Raw genomic sequence first — 17,190 nt, 5'->3', positions numbered from 1 at the left:
GCGTGGAACGCATCTTTACCCTTATTCTTTGCGACGTGTTACTTTTTGGAGTTTGCAGCCCAATCGTTAACTTCCTTCGTAATTTGGTCGCCGCCGGATTTTTTCCAGTTTTCTACAAATTTATCGAATTCGTCTAACGATGCACCCAGGATAATTTTCGTGATCATTTCTTTCTCCAGGTTCAACAATGTCGACCATTTCAAAGTCATCGTATCCGTCTGCAAACTTGAGCGATATTCATTCGTATACAACAGATTATTTTGTTTATAATGATTCAGGACGGCGAAGGAGGAGTCTGTCGGACCTGCTTGCCGAACCGTCGCCCACTTCGTCTGGTCGCCATTCTTATATGCCTGATAAGCGTCGAAGTCCGCTTTTTGCTCACCGTTCATTGCGGATGGATCATTCGTTTCGATCGCTTTTTTCAACGCCTCATAGCGCCCGGGAACATCCTTATCCGGCGGGAAGCCATACACGAACGGCCACTTGAACGCTTCCAAACGATCCTTCGTCACACCCCAAGTGTTCCAATCGCCCGTTTTCCCGAAAAACTTTTCGAAATTCGCATTAAACATTTTGACAACCACTTCGGGATGCTTGAAATTTTTATTCACTACATAGTAGGTGCTGATCGGGAAGCCAACAGCCGGCCGCGCCGGTTTATCGTCAATCGAAGGGATCGGATACGCTTTCCAGTCCATCTCCGGATTTCGCTTGCGCGCATCGTCGAACGGATAATATGGGTTCGAATTGGCCCCGAACGTAATGCCCAGCTTGTTTTGTCCGAACAGTTCCGCTTCCTTGGCCGCGTCCTTGGCGCCGAATTCCTTGTCGATCAACCCGGATTTATACAGCTCCTGCAGTTTCGCGAGGGCCGGCTTCATCTCTTTTTGGATGCCTCCGTATACGAGTTGACCGGCATCATCTTTAATCCACATGCCGTTCGGATACGCATGATACCCGTTGAAGAAACCGAGCAAATCGGCGAATCCATCGTAAATGTTCTTGTTCGCGGCCAATCCGATGACGCCTTTGCCGCCATCGCCGTTCGGATCTTTGGTGGCGAATGCTTCCATAATCGCGAACAAATCCTGCATCGTTTTGGGTTCGGGCAGATTCAGCTTCTTCATCCAATCCGATCGAATCCAAACTACATTGGCATTGGTGATGTTTCCGTTAAACCCCGGGATCGCCAGCAGCTTGCCGTTAATCGTTGCGGAGCTCATAGCCATACCGCCATCCTGCTTGGCCACGTCCTTCGTGTAAGGGGTGGCGAATTTCTCGAACGCTTCCGTCAGATCTGCCAGCTTCCCGTCCTCCGCCAGCTGTTTGAACTGTTTAGAGTTCACAGCCACAATATCCGGCAGCTGCCCGGAAGCGATCATGAGGTTCAGCTTTTTGTTGTAGGCGCTCTCATTTCCCCCTGAATTGTCCGCGACCCAATCATAAGTCAGATTGATACCGTACTCTTCCTTGTACGTCTTCGCCCAAAGGTTATTGCTAATGTCCTCTCCCTGCGGGAACTTGAAGCTTCCGTTAATTCCGCGTACTGCCCGGACGTCAATCGGAGGGCTGTATTTCCCGAGCGGACCCGCGGCAGCTGCTGCTGCCGATGGATTCTTGCTATCGGTTGAAGACGGACTGTTCGCAGGCGGATTGCCTGAATTGCTGCAAGCCGCAGCGAGCAGGGCGACACTCGAGAAGCAACCAACGACAGCACATGCATACTTTCGATTGTTCAAAACCAACTTCCCCCTTGTCGTAAAATGATTGCGATGCTCCCTTCCTCTGTATTATAGGAGGAAAAATCGGGAGCTATCTACTGACGGCTTTATACTTGTCGTGACCGATATTTACTTTTGCAGCTCGCGATAATCCTGCGGGGTTAAGTTCGTCATCGACTTAAAGAAGCGGTAAAACGATCGCTCGGACAAGAAACCGACCCGCTCGGAAATTTCGTTTATCCGGACGCCGGGCTGTCTTAACAGCTCCTTGGACTTCTGCAGCCTGGCTTGCTTGATCGTCTCCGTAAGCGCCTCCCCTGTATGATGCTTGTACAGTCTCGACAAATACGATGGATTGAGCGACACAATATCGCTTAGACGCGTCAAGGACAGGTCATCGTGCAAATTTTTGCCTATATAGCCCTTGATCCTCGCAATAACGTCATTCTCCGAGCTCGTCTGCCCCTCATATCGATGAGCAAATATGACCTCCGCCAATTCGCGCAAATAGTCAAACGCCGAGCTCCAGTGGCTATGGGCTTGCATCTTCGTCAATTTATCCAAATCCATTTGCTCGGCTGCCATGCGGCGAATGGAATTGTAATTCAGAATGGAGATATAAATCGCGACCAGCGTGTAGTACCACTCCGTTCTGGCTTTTTCCGTCTGCTCGTCTGAAGCGGATAGCAAGGCGGTCATCGCATCGAATGAAGCGAAGTAGGCTTCGCGCCGTCCGGACTCCAGATCGTTTTTCAGGTCGATCCACAGATAGGTCTGCAAGGGGCTTTTGACCTGCTCAAGTTGGCCATGTTCCGTCTCATAAGCCTGGTCGGTCAATAATAGCTCTTCGCCCAAGCCAAGCCCGTAGCCGAACATACGCTTGATCATGATGAAACGGGCAGGTAATTCCGCCCACTCGCAGCATCGGCTGGCAGAGATAAGAGAAAGCTTGATCTTGAGCAGTTGCCTGCACGTCTTTTGGAGCTGCTCCAATGTGCCTTGGACGAACCGATACGTCTGCTCCCAACCATGTTCGGCATCCGTTTTCGGTTGGATCAGCCAAACCATGCGGAACCGTTCGTAATCCGTGAAAGCTACACGGGTCGAAGCACCTAGCAATTCCTCCGAAATATTATGCACCGCATAAAGGATCAACGCCCGGTCGAATGCGTTCAGGTTCTCGGTCCATTCATCGATACGGCCTACAACTAATAGCACCGGATTTGAGGGTTGGAGGGAAATGGACATCTGGGCAAACTGACGATCCATGCTGCCGAGCGCATAGGATTCTCCTTGAAGAAGATCGCGAAGATATTCTTTTTGAATGTAAGGCAGCGCCCGCTGCAGCAGCTGTGTTGTTTTCTGAAGCGCGCTTTGCATTTCCATCTCTTCATCCAGCTTTACGATGGCTTTCTTGACGGATTCGAGAATCACCTCGTCCGTTTCCGTCTTAAGAACGTAATCGAACGACCCGTTTCTCATCGCTTCGTGGATGTAGGCGAATTCGTTGTAACCGGTTAGAAAAATAACTTTGCAGCGAGGCCAATACTCCATAATTCGCTGCTGCAGTTGAAGCCCGGATAACCCGGGCATTTGAATATCAGATAGCACAACATCAATCTTCGTTTGCTCAAGCCATTCAATCGCCTCCAGCACGTCGTAGGCTCGGCACACCTCCAGATCCATGTCGGTTTGCTCTTGAAACAAATCGGCCATCCCGTCCACAATCACATCTTCGTCGTCAATGATCAGCAATCGATACATTCGGCTCCTCCTCTTTCATCGGAATGCAAATCTCGGTTCGTAACCCGCCTAGAGAGCTGCGGCTGACCAGCACACCGGCATCGTTTCCGAACATGAGCTGCAGACGCCGATGCACATTGATCAAACCCGTCGTCTCCATTTGTTCATCGCGTGCATTCAATTTGGCATGAAGCCTATTCAACTGCTCGTTCGTCAATTCTTCGCCGTTGTCTTCAACCGCGATACAGATCAGTCCCCGCTTGACGGCAAAGGAAACCCGGATGATGCCATCCTTAATCTTATTTGGCAGACCGTATTGGAGGGCATTCTCAAGCAGCGGCTGAATGATGAGCCTCGGTACGTGCACAGATCCATACGGCCCCGGCTCGTCGATATAATCGGTTCGCAGCCTCCTGCTAAAGCGGGCCATCTGAATGTCCGTATACGTACGGGCGTGCAGCCATTCCGCTTCCAGCGGTACCGCGTCATCCGCATTTCTAGTGATGTATTGAAAATAATTGCCGAGATGCTCGACAAAGCGAATGGCGTTCTTGTTATCATCCGCCGCTATCATGCGCTTCAGGACAAAAAAGCTATTGTATAAAAAATGCGGATTGATCTGCGATTGCAGTTGCTTCAGCTCTGCGCGTTGGCTGCGAATCTTCTGCTCATACACTTCCTGGATGAGCGTATTCAGTCGGCTGAGCATGACATTGAATTGTCGGTACAAGTAGCCGAATTCAAATGCCGTCTGATGAGGGATCGAGATGTCCATGTAGCCGTTCTCCACACGACGAAACGCGGATACGAGCACGCGCAGAGGTTTATGGAGCATCCTGTAAATCCAATAAGAGAATAAAATAATGACAGCGACCGAGAATATGGACAGCACGATCAGCATGACGAAGTAGTGACTGATGGGATAAAGAATTTGTTCCTCCGGCACGTAAACCAGAAGCGTTGCATCCAGTATTTCGGATGGTTCATAGGTGACGAGATAAAACCGATTATCAATCTCGAAGCGGCCGCTGCCTGCCTTTTGATCGTTGCCCTGGTTCTCCCACAGCTTCTTTAGTTGTTGAATAAGCGCGGGGTCCCTCTCTCCCTGGTCGGAAGCGATATGCCAGTCTTGATCTCTTGCGAATAGGACGGCCCCTCCTTCCGCTGTATGCGGAATTTGCTTAAGTACGTTTCTCAGACTTTGCACAGGGATTTCCACCTTCATGATCGAAGTCGGCGATTGCGCGGCGTTAAGACCCAAAGGGAACAGGCTGCCCATGAGAAGGCGGTCGCCCAACATCGTAAAAGGCGACAGCGTGTTGTATTGTACAGAGCGAATCTCCCTAATTTCCTCATCCGGGATGGGTTTCTCGTCGTAACCGCTTCCATGAATCGTAATGCCCATCGAGGGGATGTATAGCTTCGAGTTCGCAATATATTGGCTGGAGTTATTCAAGAGAAACAGCTTGCTCTCCAGCCGATTCGTCATAGTAAAACGTTCATAGGTGGGGATGTTCGGATACAAAGTACTAAGCATGGACAAATCCGCATCGTTGATAAACTCCCGCATGGATTTGATCACCCTGCTCAATTCGGCTTCAAACGAGGATAAGTAGAAATGAACCCGGGATTGCATCGATTTCGTAATTTCCTCCCGGACGCTTGCCGCACCGGACAAGCTGATATACAGACTTAATGTGTACATGGGGATAATGGACAGCAAGAAGGCTAGAACCAGGTTGAGATAAATCGACGATTGCCACAGGCGCACTTCTTCTCTCCTCCAGTAGTTCCGCGTAATGAACGGATTCGTAAGATGTATTATCCGAACATTATAAGGTTAAGCGAGATATACAGCAACTGACGAATTTTGCTTCTTTGATGACTGATGTTTACGTGCTGAGGGATGGGGTGGCGGTCAGGCCTTGAATATAAAAAGCTGGCTCCGTTTAGGGCCAGCTTTTTGTTTAATACTCGATTTGCATTTCTTAAAGTCGACTTATAAACCAGCTGTTCGTCATAAAATCTATATTCCAGCAAATAACCTTTGCTTATGAGTCCCATTCCTCGCGATCTCTTCACTTCGTCTAGTAGTAAGATCCTGAAATAACGAAACATTAAGCTATACTTCAATGCCGTACTTCCAACGAAAGGGTACGGGGTTCTCAAGGACTTTCTATGGGTAAAAGAAGGGCGTCGTTGGGACAACTCCAATCCGTTAGCGGATGCTGGGGTAACTAATCGACAACAATTTCCAAAAAAGCGGTTAGAACTCGTTTTTTTCTATCTTGTTGCAACATATAATTCAACAAATTCCGGGAATTTCCTCTTTTTTTTGTACCCAATTAGTACGTGGAAAGATGCATTCTTTCATACCCTTGTGGGAAAAATACTCATTATATTCAAGATAAGGCAGGCTAAAAATTTGCTGTGGATCATAATGGGATTACTTCTGCTATTTATCATTCAGATTGCACTGATTGTTATCTTGGAACATCATCGTCCTCAAAAAGCTATTGCATGGACGATCATTCAGTTTATTTTCCCAGTCATCGGAATTCCGTTGTATTTTTTTATGGCCAAAAAATATTCCTCCCGACCGAAATCCACAAGTACAGATTTGGAACGAACCAAGACGGACTTGTTGGCTCATTGCAGGAAGCGGGCTGCGGAAGAATCGTTGAATGAATCGATTGGGCATCAAAAAGGCCTGCTTGCTTCACTCCAAAACATACAGTCCGCCCCAATCACCGTTCACAATGAGACAAGCGTATTCCCTGATGGAGCTCACGCCTTTGAAGCCATGTTGGAAGCGATGAGCGCGGCCAAGGACCATATCCATATCGAGTTTTACATTGTCCGCGATGACAATATCGGCACCCGCTTCCAGCAATTGATGATTGAAAAAGCAATACAAGGGGTCAAGGTACGCCTTCTTTATGATGGGATCGGCAGCCATCAATTGAATGAGAAGTACTTGACACAACTGCATGACGCCGGCGTCGAGACGGGATGCTTTTCCCCTCTATGGAGCGCATTCATCGACAGGCGCCTCAATTACCGCAATCATCGAAAAATCTTGGTCGTCGACGGAAAAATCTGCTTCTTCGGCGGCTTGAATATTGGGGACGAATATTTGGGGAAAGACTCGAATCTTGGGTTTTGGCGTGATACCCACCTAAGCGTGAAAGGCGATGCGGTGCTATGGCTCCAGTATACATTTGTAACCGATTGGTTCTATGTCAAAGGAGCAGCATTAACCGGATCCAATTATTTTCCAATGGCCGGTTCATCGGGGAGAGAGATGGTGCAAATCATTAAAAGCGGCCCGGATGGGCATAGAGATACGATACTGGAAGTGTTTTTCTCTTGCATCGTTTCGGCAAGGGAACGGATCTATATGGAGACGCCTTATTTTATTCCCGATCCGAGCATCTTGATGGCCTTAAAGACGGCTGCGGCGAGCGGAGTTGACGTTCGCATCATTATTCCGGCGGTTTCCGACTCCAAAATTGTGCAATGGGCGACTTTATCCTTTGTCCAGGAGCTGCTTGAGGCGGGAGTCCGTTTTTTTCAGTATGACAAAGGGTTCATTCATGCCAAAGTGATGATTGTCGATGACTTGGCTTGCTGCGGCACGGCCAATATGGATATGCGCAGCTTTTATGACCAATTCGAAATCCATGCCGTTTTTTTTGACCGTAAGGTCGTCGATCGCTTCGAGGAAGATTTCGAGCGGGACTTACAGGCAAGTTCGGAGATCTTGCTTTCGGAATTCAGTAAACGGCACGATATCCAGAAAATAAAAGAGTCTCTTGCCCGGGCGCTCTCGCCGTTATTTTGAAGCACGAGGAGGTCGGCTCTTGCCTTCCTCCTTCCCCCTAAAACAAGGGGGAAAGCAATCGGGCGAAAACTTCTTTGCATTTCTGGAATTTCGACCGTCTCTCAAACTGCGGCAGCAGAATTTCCCTGCTCGCGCCCAGATCCCTAACAAAATCGTGAACTAAACGATCCACGATTCTCCCGTCAAAAAAAACAGCTCCAAGTTCAAATTGGCCGCAAAAGCTGCGAATGTCCATGTTCGGGGAGCCGGAGAACGCCAAATCATCGGCTATAATGACCTTCGCATGGATAAACCCTTTCTCGTAGAAATAAAAGCGGCCCCCCGACTGCAACAATTCTTTTACGTAGGACAACGATGCCCAATGCACAATTTGGTGATCGGGGACGGCAGGCAAGATGATACGGACGTCAATTTTGCCGGCAGCGGCTGTTTTCTCCGAAGCGTAGCGACTCGTTATCCGGACAATCCATATGCTTGACGGTATACCCGAGCCCCTTGAGCGCCCCTTCTACCAAATAATCGTGCGCCATCGTCAGTCCGCCGAACAGCAGCGTCGTCGCTGATTTGTCTTTGGCTAAAAACTGGCGCGGAACGGGATCAAACCATTGGTGTCGGTTTGCCTGATCCAACCCCAACGCTTTTTCCTGTTCCTTTTGAAATTGCAGCAGCTTCTCCTCAAGGGACAATTGATTTTCAGTCTTTTTCTTTGTGCCCACGTTCGCCACGATCGGATGCACTCCTTCATTTAGTCGTTAGTCTCAAATAACCTCTGCTTGTCCGTCCTGCTTCATGCCCATCAGTTCGGTGCGTTTTTGCTCCAATCGCGCCACAAGTTCCGCTTTTTTACGGGCCAAGTCCTGCAGCCGCTCCTCATGAAGTCCGAGACTGTGGGCGTAAGTCTTGACGCGGATTTTGATCGAACCGCTCGGTTTGTTGGCGTCGATATCGTGCAAGGCGGAGAACGGAGTGCCCGCCGTCGAAATAATGGAGTCGATCAACCCGTAGGTAGGCGCATCATGCCCGCATTTGAAGCTGGATAGATCGAGCACCGCCACGTTCGGATGACGCGCGGCGAATTTAGCGGCCCACACCTTTTGTACGCTGTTGGAACTGAAGTTTTCCGGCCACACATCTGTTACCTCCAGCGCGTAGTTCACTCTTCCGCTCTGCAGATCTTCCTTGAAGAACCGACTCAGCCAAGCCTCGTCTTTCGGAATCGAACGCATAGACAAAATGGGATATCCGAGCACCTGAAATTCCTCCAGCACGCCATGATTCAGACCGGGATCGGAATGGTACGGCCGGCCGATCATTAGAATGGCGAGACGGTTTTCCCGCTCGACCTGCTCCAGGATGGATTTGCCCTTTTCCTGCATTTCCTCATCGAACAGCTCCATCGCCCTCAAGCCCTGCTCGGCAGCAAAGTCGCTTTCATCCTCGGTCATCTGCAAATGCTCCGCAAACGCCTCATACAGCTGCTTCTTCATCATGTTCGGTTCGGTGAAGGTTACGGCCGGGTCCAGATAGACGACCCCTCTCGTTTCAAAAAAGTCCACCTCTTTGGTAAACGCAGCCTTGATGACATTCGGGGCTCCGGCTACGATAGGGCAGCTGGCGGAGTCCATTACATTTTGCATGTGAGTCGGAATGTGGGTGATGCACGGGAACACAATGTAGTCGAGCGCAGTTTTCGCATGGTGCTTGAACAGCAGGTTGTGCACATGAGCCTGGGCCACTTTGGAAGGGTAGCATGGATCGATCGATCCGTATTTGCCCCCTTCCTGCCACATTTCCTCGCTCGTATTGTCGCTGAATACGATGTTCCGCTGGTTGATACCGAGCACTTCAAAATAAGTCCGCCAAAACGGCGCGGTCGACCAAATGTTCAGCACCTTCGGAATGCCGATGCGGATCTGGCTCCGCCTTTCCGCAGCTTCGGCGGAAGAACGGTGAAACGGCCTCCGGTAAGACGTTCTGCGCATGCCGCCAAGCCCGAGCAAGCTTCGTTTCAAACGGATGTCTTCCACCTGTGTCCCGGCTTCGGGCAGCGGCTCCGCATCGTAGAAATGCTGGAACATGCGGCGCGCCTCATAGTCCACCAGATTGGGGTAATGCTTCTTCAACTCTTGCCGATCCCGGGTCAGCTTGACGACAGCCTCCTTGTCCTCCACCGTTCCTTTTTCGCAGCTGAACCCGGAAATATAGCGGGCGGTTTTTCCGTCCGGCGTCTCGGAGTCAATAAAGGTGCGGCTGCATTGGTTGGGGCAAAAATGGCAACGTGTAGACTCGTCATTTCGCGACACGTAGCGCAGGTTAATGGCCGCGTCGAGCCCGAGGAATGTAGAGTACCCCCGCCGTTTCACGACGCGCAGCGTCTCCATAGCCGCCCCGATCGCGCCCGCTTCCCCGGGATGGGGATGCACATACACTTCGGCATCGGGAACCCGCTGCTGAATATAGTCGACCTGCGCCTTGACGGCGGCCAAATTGTATTGTGTTCCTCCCTGCAGGACGAACTTCCGCCCCAATTCGGACATGCGCGGAACCTGCACAACGTACTGCCATACGTTTTTCGGTAAAACCATAGCCAAACCGGCCAGCAATTCTTCCTTGGAATATCCCTCTTTCTGAAAGTTGACCCGGTCCGCATCCAAAAATACCGCGCAGCCATACGAAAATTTCGGGCTCAGCTCCGCGCTGAAAGCCGTGTCGGCATATTCCTGGACCGGAATGCCGAACTGATCCGCCATCGCTTGCAGCAGCATCCCGTTTCCGGCGGAGCATTGGTTGGACAGCTTGAAGTTACGGATATCCCCGTTTTTGAGAAACAGCACTTTGATATCTTGGCCGCCGATATCGCAAATCACGTCGATGTCGCCGAATTGATGAACGGCGCTCATCATATGCGCTACCGTTTCCACGATGTTGACATCCGCCTGCAGCGTTTTTTCCAGCACGTCCGCGGCATAACCCGTCGCGCCGAACCCGATAACCTCTAGCTCGGCCCCCTGAGCCCGCACTTTGTCGCGGATGCGCATCAGCATTTCTTTGGTATCTTCCAGCGGGTTGCCTTTGGAGAGCTGGTATTCCTTTAGCAAAATGGTACCCTCTTCATCGACAAGGACCGCTTTGGACGAGGTGGACCCGCCGTCAAGACCGATGGCGGCACGTACCTTCTGCTGCGGGCTAAATGCGACCGGGGAAAATTTAGGAATCCGGTATTGCTCGCGGAATTGTTCCAATTCGCTCCGGCCCGCTGCGAGAGGAGGACCGGCTTTTTCGCCGAGCTTAGCCTTCCGGCCGTGGGCAATAAACTCCTTCAGCCCTTCCAGCCCCGTATACAGGCCCACTTCGGCCGGCTCATGCATGCCGTACAGCACAGCGCCATAGGCTGCATAATACTGGGAATTATCAGGGACGAAAATCAATTCCTCAACAGGCATGTCTTTCGGATAATCATACCCCCGCTCCCGCCAGGTTTGCGGAATGCGGAGCCTCCAGCATTCCTGCAGGAAAGGCAAATACGTGTTCGGTCCCCCCAACAGCAGCACACGGTGACGAAGCGTATTTCCGCGGGTTAGCACGGAAAGATTTTGCATGACGATGGCATCCGCCAAAGAGCACATGATTTCCGGTGAAGGAATGCCGCTTTTGACGAGGTTGACGATATCCGTTTCGGCGAACACGCCGCATTTGGCGGCCACATGGTGCAGCTTGCTGTCGTCGAAATGCAGCTTGCCCACTTCGTCCATCGGCATGCCGACCTTGATCATGCACTTATCGATGGTGGCGCCTGTGCCCGAAGCGCACTTGTCGTTCATCGAGGTCAGCGCCTGTTTGTTGCCGGTCTCCACATTCTCCTTGAAAATGATGATCTTGGCGTCTTGTCCCCCAAGTTCGATCACGCTTCCCACATCGGGGTGAAGATGCTCCACCGCCATTGTAACCGCGTTGACTTCCTGCACGAATTTGGCCCCGATCTGCGGAGCGATGGGGCCGCTCCCGGAGCCCGTAGCAAAAACGCGGATATGTTCCGGCTTCACATCCGGAAACTCGTTTCCGATCGCCACCAGAAAATCAAGCGCTTTTTCCGCCTGCTTCGTGTGATGCCGCTGATATTCGGCCCAAACGATCTCCTTCGTGCGTGGGTCAACCACGGTCGCTTTTACCGTAGTCGAGCCCACGTCGAGCCCGATGATCATGGAATCCAACCTTGGGTTCATGCGATTCATGAATACAACTCCTCGCGTTCCAATTCAAACCATCCTTAGCATTTACGTAAAAGTGACATTTATCACACTTACACGATTTTTGTTAAGGAAATGTTGGCATGCATAATTGGCTATAGATTTGGACACAATTTTCGTATTCTTGCTTCAAGATCTGCCGCGTCATGCCTAAAAAAAGCACGCAGCAGGTTATCCTGTGCGTGCTTGGACTATTCGCTATTTTTTCTCTAACTCATCGGGTACATCATATTTATTGATATGTGCGGTGATCGCCTCGACGGCTTCGTCTACATCCGTCGTCGCGGGCACTTCGTTCACCACATCGTCCGTCTGGTCATAAAAGTTCAACCGGTTCGCCTCGGCCGCTTGCTCTTTGTCGCTTTCTGTCATCCTCTAAATGCCTCCTTCTTAGCATACGTTCGCCTTTACTATGCACAAAGTTAATATTTGTTATGCATACTTCATGCCAACGAGCAGACGGCATCCCGTAAACCAAGCTCTTCTCCTAAGGGGCCGGAGTCTGTGTTGCCTTCTTAAAGTGTGCGATCGCTTCCTTTAGCCGGGCGGTTGCTTCATCGACATTCGCCTGCGTGAAGCCTTCTTGCTTCAGCTTTCTCATGATATGGATCGAAGTCTCGGCCAGCTCCCCCTTTTCCTTATGGTATTCGTTACCCGTTTGCTGCAGGAGCGTCTTCGCTTCGTCAAGCAATTGCTGCAGCTCAGAGGTGTCCACCTGACGATTACCCCCTACCTGAACGGTCGATTCAAGCATCTGCGGCTTGCCGTTATAGGTGATCGTTGCTTTGATCGTTGCCGTGCCTTCTTTTACTCCTTTAATCCGAATATGGCTTCCGGCTCCGCTCACCTTCTCGACCGCATCGCCAATAACCTCCCACTGATAGGAAGCCTCCTCTTCGGGAACCGCATAACCATTTCCGAAGTTGCTCAGCAGCTTAATCGTTCTTTCCTGGGCCGGCGTGGAAAAGAAGTGATACTGTCCGCGCCAAGCAACCTTGGCCCCCTTCTTCAACACGGCCGACATATTAAACACTTGCAGGAAATAAGATTTGCCATACGCTTGCGTAAACGCAACCGGCTGATCATCAGCGAGATATTGCAATTGCCCTAGTCCGTAATGACGATCGAGCGATACAAGCAGCTGATGCTGGCTTCCGTCCTGTACAGCTGAGCTAAGCCAGTACTTGTCTACGTCAGGATGCTGGGATTTCATGCCCGAGTCGCTATACTTGCCAGCTTCGCCTCTTGCGACCTCCGTCTCACCTGCATAATAACGAATTTCATGATTCCATGCGCCATTGACGGATTGCAAGCCGTAATAGCGGTACAAGGTGATGTCTTCCAAAGGCTGAATCTCAGTATGGACTTGTACTTTACCGCCCTCAACCTCATACGTAACCGTTTCTTGCAGGATCTCGCGTCCGCTGCCGTCCTGCTCCTTCGTGTTAAAGCCTTGGACCCGATTCACAACCTCGATCTTCACCTTTTTGCCGGAAATGACCTTTCCGTTCTGAAGCTCTTTCCCGTCAATCCACACTTTATACTGTACGGTTCTGCCTGTCGCAGAGCTGTTCTCGCCGCCGTCGTAGTTGTGGTTACCCCCGGTAAAATCCTGTCCGTTGCCATTGCCATTCTGATTGGCGCCTACAATATACGGGCCGATCCAATCGGAAACATCCGGCCACAGCATAACGGAAGAACGGGCCAATTCAGGACTGGCATCCGTGTTCACATTCGGGCTAAGGCGCCATTCTTTCATCCCATACAGCTTGTTGGCTCCGGCATGGTCGAACACCATCCACAGATCGTTGCCACTATTGTATTTGTGCGCAATCTTGACGGTACTGCCTTCCTTGACGACATATTGGGTACCTCCCCGCAGCGGATCACGAAGAACCGGGTTATCGAATCCCTTATTGATTTGGAGAGGCGCATCTGTGCCCTTTAACCGATGAGATGTCCACGGCGCGACCTCGACCACTACAGATTCCGCTTCCAAAGGCCCAACCTGTGCACGAAGCACAGCCGTACCCGCTTGTACAGCTCGAATCTTGCCTTCCGGCAATACTTCAATGACACTGGGGTCCGAGCTGGTGAACACGGCCTCCGCCTTCTTCTGCGCTATATCATTCCGGTCGATGACAACCGGTGCCCATACCGCGCCGATCTCCATCGTCGCCAGCTTGGATGGAAGCGTTATCGCATAATCGGGCACCGTTTTGACCGGACCATCCCCTGCGTTCTGTAGAGCAATGTCACGATAGACGGTTTGCCCGTCGCGAATGTCAACCGTCACCTCTCGGCCTTGCATTCCCGGTTTCTCCACGACAAATGCATTTTGCGTCGCATATAACCCCTTTATTTCAAATTTTCCGTACACATCTGTCGTTACGACGGTTCCTCCCCGATCGGTTAACGTAGCATCGGCTATCCCGTTTCCGTCACGATCGACCACACGCCCCGCAAAGTTCCCTGTCGGAGCTGTAAATGTTCCTTTGGCAAACTTGTATATGTCCCTGTACATTTGCTTAGCCGCTGGAAACTCGGAATGATAGAGATCATACAGAGCGTAAACGTCATGATAATAAGCAATCAGCGCATCGTTCATGAATTGCTTCTTAACGCCAGCTATCAGGTAATTGTAAAAAGCTTGACGATACCTTGGAAGGTCAATCATGCGCTGATCGAACTCTACTTCCAAGCCTGCTTCATTGGCGTAAGCAATATCCGCTGTCTCTTCTACACGAGCCATTGTGGAGCTATCATCGGAATAATGGTCCGGCTGAATCGCGGAAAAATCAAATCCGAGCCGCTGGCCATTGCCTCTCTCCCTCGCCCCGAACCACGGGGTCCAGCCCAGACGCATGCCTCGTTCCCGCAAATATTCCGAAGCATACTTTACACTTTCCTGCTCGCCGGCAACAGTCGTATCCAAGTCTTTCTGAAGCCAATAAAACCCGCTCAGCTTCAAATGCTTATAATTCTGATGCTCGAAACGCGCCGTCATCGTATCGACATACCAGCGGATCAATGCTTTTCGCGTATCCAGACTTTCCAGATTTTTAACGGTTCCGTCTCCATTAAAATCGCCGAAATCTTTGCTTTGCGGATCGGGGAACGGCAAGGTGAAATACACGTTCACCCTCTTGCCCGGATCTTTCAAATCGCCGCTTACCTGCTCCACCGCAGCCTCAAGACCATCCAGCTGTATCCCCTTCTCGAATACCCGATCCATCGCCCATTTCCAATCCTGCAGGGTACCGGGTCTGCTGCCGGCTGCCCACTCGTAATAACGTCCCAGGCTCCCTTTGTATGGAGAGTAGGCCGTGACCATCAGAAAGGTGTCAAAAAAATAGTCTTCCGCAACGCCTTTGTCATTCAGATAACCTGCATAGGGCAAAAAACGGTCCTTGTCATATTCCCCTACCTTCATGCCATCATAATCGTCCGGGTTATAGTAGCCGGTGTAGATGAGCGCAATGTTCGAAGCGCCGTTGGATTTTTCACTGTTTTTGGGTAAATAAGCCGCTAGGCTGACTGACGGGAAAAAGGACGTCACAATGACGGAAACAATCATGAGTACAGCAGTCAGCAAGCAATTCCTTTTCTTTAAGTTGTTCATCATCTACGAGCTCACTCTCCCTTAGGTTAGACGAAGCGCTTACAAAAAAACGTTTGTTTTTTGTTTCCTTTATCATCTCCTTGTTTTAAAACATAATGGAAGATATATCCTTCACTATCATAACAATTTGGTGAATTAATTCAACCATTTACTTTCCCGATTTCGCCACTCCGAAAGTCCCATGTGGAGGCAGGCCGCAGACTACCGCCAACAAGTTGTGCGCTAAGCCCAGTTTGATCTAAAAAAGACCGGCTTCCTATACGCTAAGGAAACCGGCCTCTTATTACTTTTTCACTAATCTCAATGAATATCCGTCTTGGCTTGTTATTTCTTCTGTGGTGTTTCATTTTTGTGTTCAATGACTGGCAATAATTTTGGTTCAATATCTTTTAACCTTTGTTCCTTTGAACGATTGTTTTTAGGAACTACCCCATTTTGTTCAGCTTCCAGTTGTTTTTCAATCTGCGTATTTGCAATCACCTCGTACACTTGTTGTTTAGAGATATTTTTAGATGCTGCAATATCCGCAACGGATTTACCTTTTGCTAATTCTTCTTTTAATTCTGTCGGGCTAATTTTTAGCAAAGAAAACAGTTTATCATCGTTCAAAACGGAATCATAAGTATAATCAGGCTTACCATCTCGAGTGAATAAACCTTCTACTTTAATGTGTGAAGGTGCAGGTTCACCTCCTACCCGAGTAAGATTGATTGCATTGTCATGAACAAATACCTGGAAGAACGGTGATTCTGATCCCTTAATGATGTAATTCAACATCAATGTTTTTTGTTGATTTGAGTTCTCCATTTGTTCCATAGCAAACTCGTACGCTTTGACGTTACCATACATTTTATCAATGAGATGATCTACCTTCGCCTTGATTTCCTTATCGGTTAAAGTAATGAGCGGCTTCTCCTTAGGCTCCCAATTCTCTTGATCCACGTGTTCAATCTCACCCGAAATACCGTTAGTATGAAGGGTAATCTTTTTGCCGGTTCCTCCTTTTTCTCGCAGTATGATGCTTGTTTGGTTCACTTTCATTTGGGATAAACCAGAGGAGCCTGCCGGATTGAGTACATCGCCTTGAGCGTTGCTTGCATCGATAATCTCAAACGATCTTGTTTCGGGAAATGCGCTATACAGCTTCTCAAGCGTTGCTTTGCCAACCTTGTCCACCTTGACTTGTTCAGCGGTCATTGGTTTTCTTGTAATCATTTCAATCAGGGGAGGGGCCGCAAATGCTGCGGTTGGAACCAAAATCGCAGCAGCAACTATTCCACCAATTAATCGTTTTTTCATGGTTCTTTCGCTCCTTTTCCGTTGCAAATATTGAGAATACGATTGTTCAATTCGTTTGGAAATGGCCGGAGGGCATTCCATCGTTTCTGCCTCTTTGAGCAGATGTTCACGGATTTTGCGTTCCATAGGCATTGGTCTTTCCCATCCTTTCCGGGAGGAGATTCCCTATGTTTTTTCGCAGCGCCTGCAAGCCCGCATGATATCTGGACTTGACTGTACCCAGCGGAATATCGAGCAAAGTCGCAATTTCCTCAAGAGTATAGTCGTGAAAAAAGCGGAAGATAATCACTGTCCGCTGTTTGTCGGTCAGTTTTTGGATTGCCTGCGATATCTCTTGGTTCGTTCCCTTCATGATCAACGTGGGCTCATCCCAATGATGCTCTTCCCGAGAGAAGATACGGATGCGTTCGAAAATTCGGAATCTCCTCCAGCTCTTGACCCGAAATCGCTGCACCTGACGGATGACCAAGCCGTGCAGCCAGAAGTGGAAAGAACGGTTCGTATCGTAGTTGGCAAGTGAGGTCCACATTTGCATATAGATCTCGTTCATGACATCTTCCCGATCCTGCTGATGATCCACCAGAAAGGAGACGGTCCGGTAAACATCCCGATAGGTGGCATCATACATCGTTTGAAACGCCTGTTGATCACCATCTTTCATTTTTACGAGTAGTTGGTACATCTCTTCATTTTGCATTCGGAGGGCCCTCC

General features: G+C 49.8%; 11 protein-coding genes. 1 reads left to right on the top strand and 10 read right to left on the bottom strand.

The annotated features are described in order from the left end of the window. Nucleotides 1-38 precede the first annotated feature (38 nt). The 3 genes from KQX66_RS13020 to KQX66_RS13010 form a co-directional block, all read right to left on the bottom strand. Nucleotides 39-1,742 (bottom strand): extracellular solute-binding protein, encoded by a 1,704-nt coding sequence (locus KQX66_RS13020; RefSeq protein WP_216792976.1) that lies wholly within the window; start codon nt 1,740-1,742, stop codon nt 39-41. 111 nt (nt 1,743-1,853) lie between these two features. After that, entirely contained in the window at nt 1,854-3,488 is a 1,635-nt protein-coding gene (locus tag KQX66_RS13015; RefSeq protein ID WP_216792974.1) for a response regulator transcription factor, read from the bottom strand. Beyond that, entirely contained in the window at nt 3,466-5,238 is a 1,773-nt protein-coding gene (locus KQX66_RS13010) for a cache domain-containing sensor histidine kinase (protein WP_216792973.1), read from the bottom strand. Before KQX66_RS13010 ends, KQX66_RS13015 begins: the two co-directional genes overlap by 23 nt. 669 nt (nt 5,239-5,907) lie before the next feature. Between KQX66_RS13010 and cls the strand changes: the two genes are divergently transcribed. Continuing rightward, nucleotides 5,908-7,311 (top strand): cardiolipin synthase, encoded by a 1,404-nt coding sequence (gene cls, locus KQX66_RS13005; RefSeq protein ID WP_306665875.1) that lies wholly within the window; start codon nt 5,908-5,910, stop codon nt 7,309-7,311. Between the two features lie 37 nt (nt 7,312-7,348). On the opposite strand, the gene KQX66_RS13000 is transcribed toward cls, so the two are convergent. The 7 genes from KQX66_RS13000 to KQX66_RS12970 all read right to left on the bottom strand — a co-directional run bounded on the left by KQX66_RS13000 (nt 7,349) and on the right by KQX66_RS12970 (nt 17,176). Further along, entirely contained in the window at nt 7,349-7,705 is a 357-nt protein-coding gene (locus KQX66_RS13000) for a phospholipase D-like domain-containing protein (RefSeq protein WP_253957112.1), read from the bottom strand. 13 nt (nt 7,706-7,718) lie between these two features. After that, the gene (locus tag KQX66_RS12995; protein WP_253957111.1) at nt 7,719-8,036 is read right to left on the bottom strand and encodes a hypothetical protein; all 318 of its coding nucleotides are present in this window, start codon (nt 8,034-8,036) and stop codon (nt 7,719-7,721) included. 33 nt (nt 8,037-8,069) lie between these two features. Continuing rightward, the gene (locus KQX66_RS12990) at nt 8,070-11,543 is read right to left on the bottom strand and encodes a BadF/BadG/BcrA/BcrD ATPase family protein (RefSeq protein WP_216792970.1); all 3,474 of its coding nucleotides are present in this window, start codon (nt 11,541-11,543) and stop codon (nt 8,070-8,072) included. Nucleotides 11,544-11,756: 213 nt separating this feature from the next. Then, nucleotides 11,757-11,930 carry a hypothetical protein gene (locus tag KQX66_RS12985; RefSeq protein WP_216792969.1) on the bottom strand — a complete coding sequence of 58 codons (174 nt, stop codon included), beginning with the start codon at nt 11,928-11,930 and terminating at the stop codon, nt 11,757-11,759. 115 nt (nt 11,931-12,045) lie between these two features. Then, nucleotides 12,046-15,183, bottom strand: coding sequence for a DUF4855 domain-containing protein (locus KQX66_RS12980; RefSeq protein ID WP_216792967.1), 3,138 nt, complete (start codon nt 15,181-15,183; stop codon nt 12,046-12,048). 321 nt (nt 15,184-15,504) lie between these two features. Then, a complete protein-coding gene (locus KQX66_RS12975) occupies nt 15,505-16,611 on the bottom strand; it encodes a hypothetical protein (protein ID WP_216792965.1) in 1,107 nt (368 codons plus the stop codon). Further along, nucleotides 16,586-17,176 carry a sigma-70 family RNA polymerase sigma factor gene (locus tag KQX66_RS12970; RefSeq protein ID WP_216792963.1) on the bottom strand — a complete coding sequence of 197 codons (591 nt, stop codon included), beginning with the start codon at nt 17,174-17,176 and terminating at the stop codon, nt 16,586-16,588. Before KQX66_RS12970 ends, KQX66_RS12975 begins: the two co-directional genes overlap by 26 nt. Nucleotides 17,177-17,190: the final 14 nt, after the last annotated feature.

The sequence above is a fragment of the Paenibacillus oleatilyticus genome (assembly GCF_018998565.1).
GTDB classification, from domain to species: domain Bacteria; phylum Bacillota; class Bacilli; order Paenibacillales; family NBRC-103111; genus Paenibacillus_G; species Paenibacillus_G oleatilyticus.
This window is presented reverse-complemented; position numbering and strand designations above follow the sequence as displayed.

Bases quoted from the DNA above. Each gene is read 5' to 3' on its own strand.
- KQX66_RS13015 (WP_216792974.1), bottom strand. From the start codon at position 3,488: ATGTATCGATTGCTGATCATTGACGACGAAGATGTGATTGTGGACGGG.
- cls (WP_306665875.1), top strand. From the start codon at position 5,908: ATGGGATTACTTCTGCTATTTATCATTCAGATTGCACTGATTGTTATC.
- KQX66_RS12990 (WP_216792970.1), bottom strand. From the start codon at position 11,543: ATGAATCGCATGAACCCAAGGTTGGATTCCATGATCATCGGGCTCGAC.
- KQX66_RS12985 (WP_216792969.1), bottom strand. From the start codon at position 11,930: ATGACAGAAAGCGACAAAGAGCAAGCGGCCGAGGCGAACCGGTTGAAC.
- KQX66_RS12980 (WP_216792967.1), bottom strand. From the start codon at position 15,183: ATGATGAACAACTTAAAGAAAAGGAATTGCTTGCTGACTGCTGTACTC.
- KQX66_RS12975 (WP_216792965.1), bottom strand. From the start codon at position 16,611: ATGCCTATGGAACGCAAAATCCGTGAACATCTGCTCAAAGAGGCAGAA.
- KQX66_RS12970 (WP_216792963.1), bottom strand. From the start codon at position 17,176: ATGCAAAATGAAGAGATGTACCAACTACTCGTAAAAATGAAAGATGGT.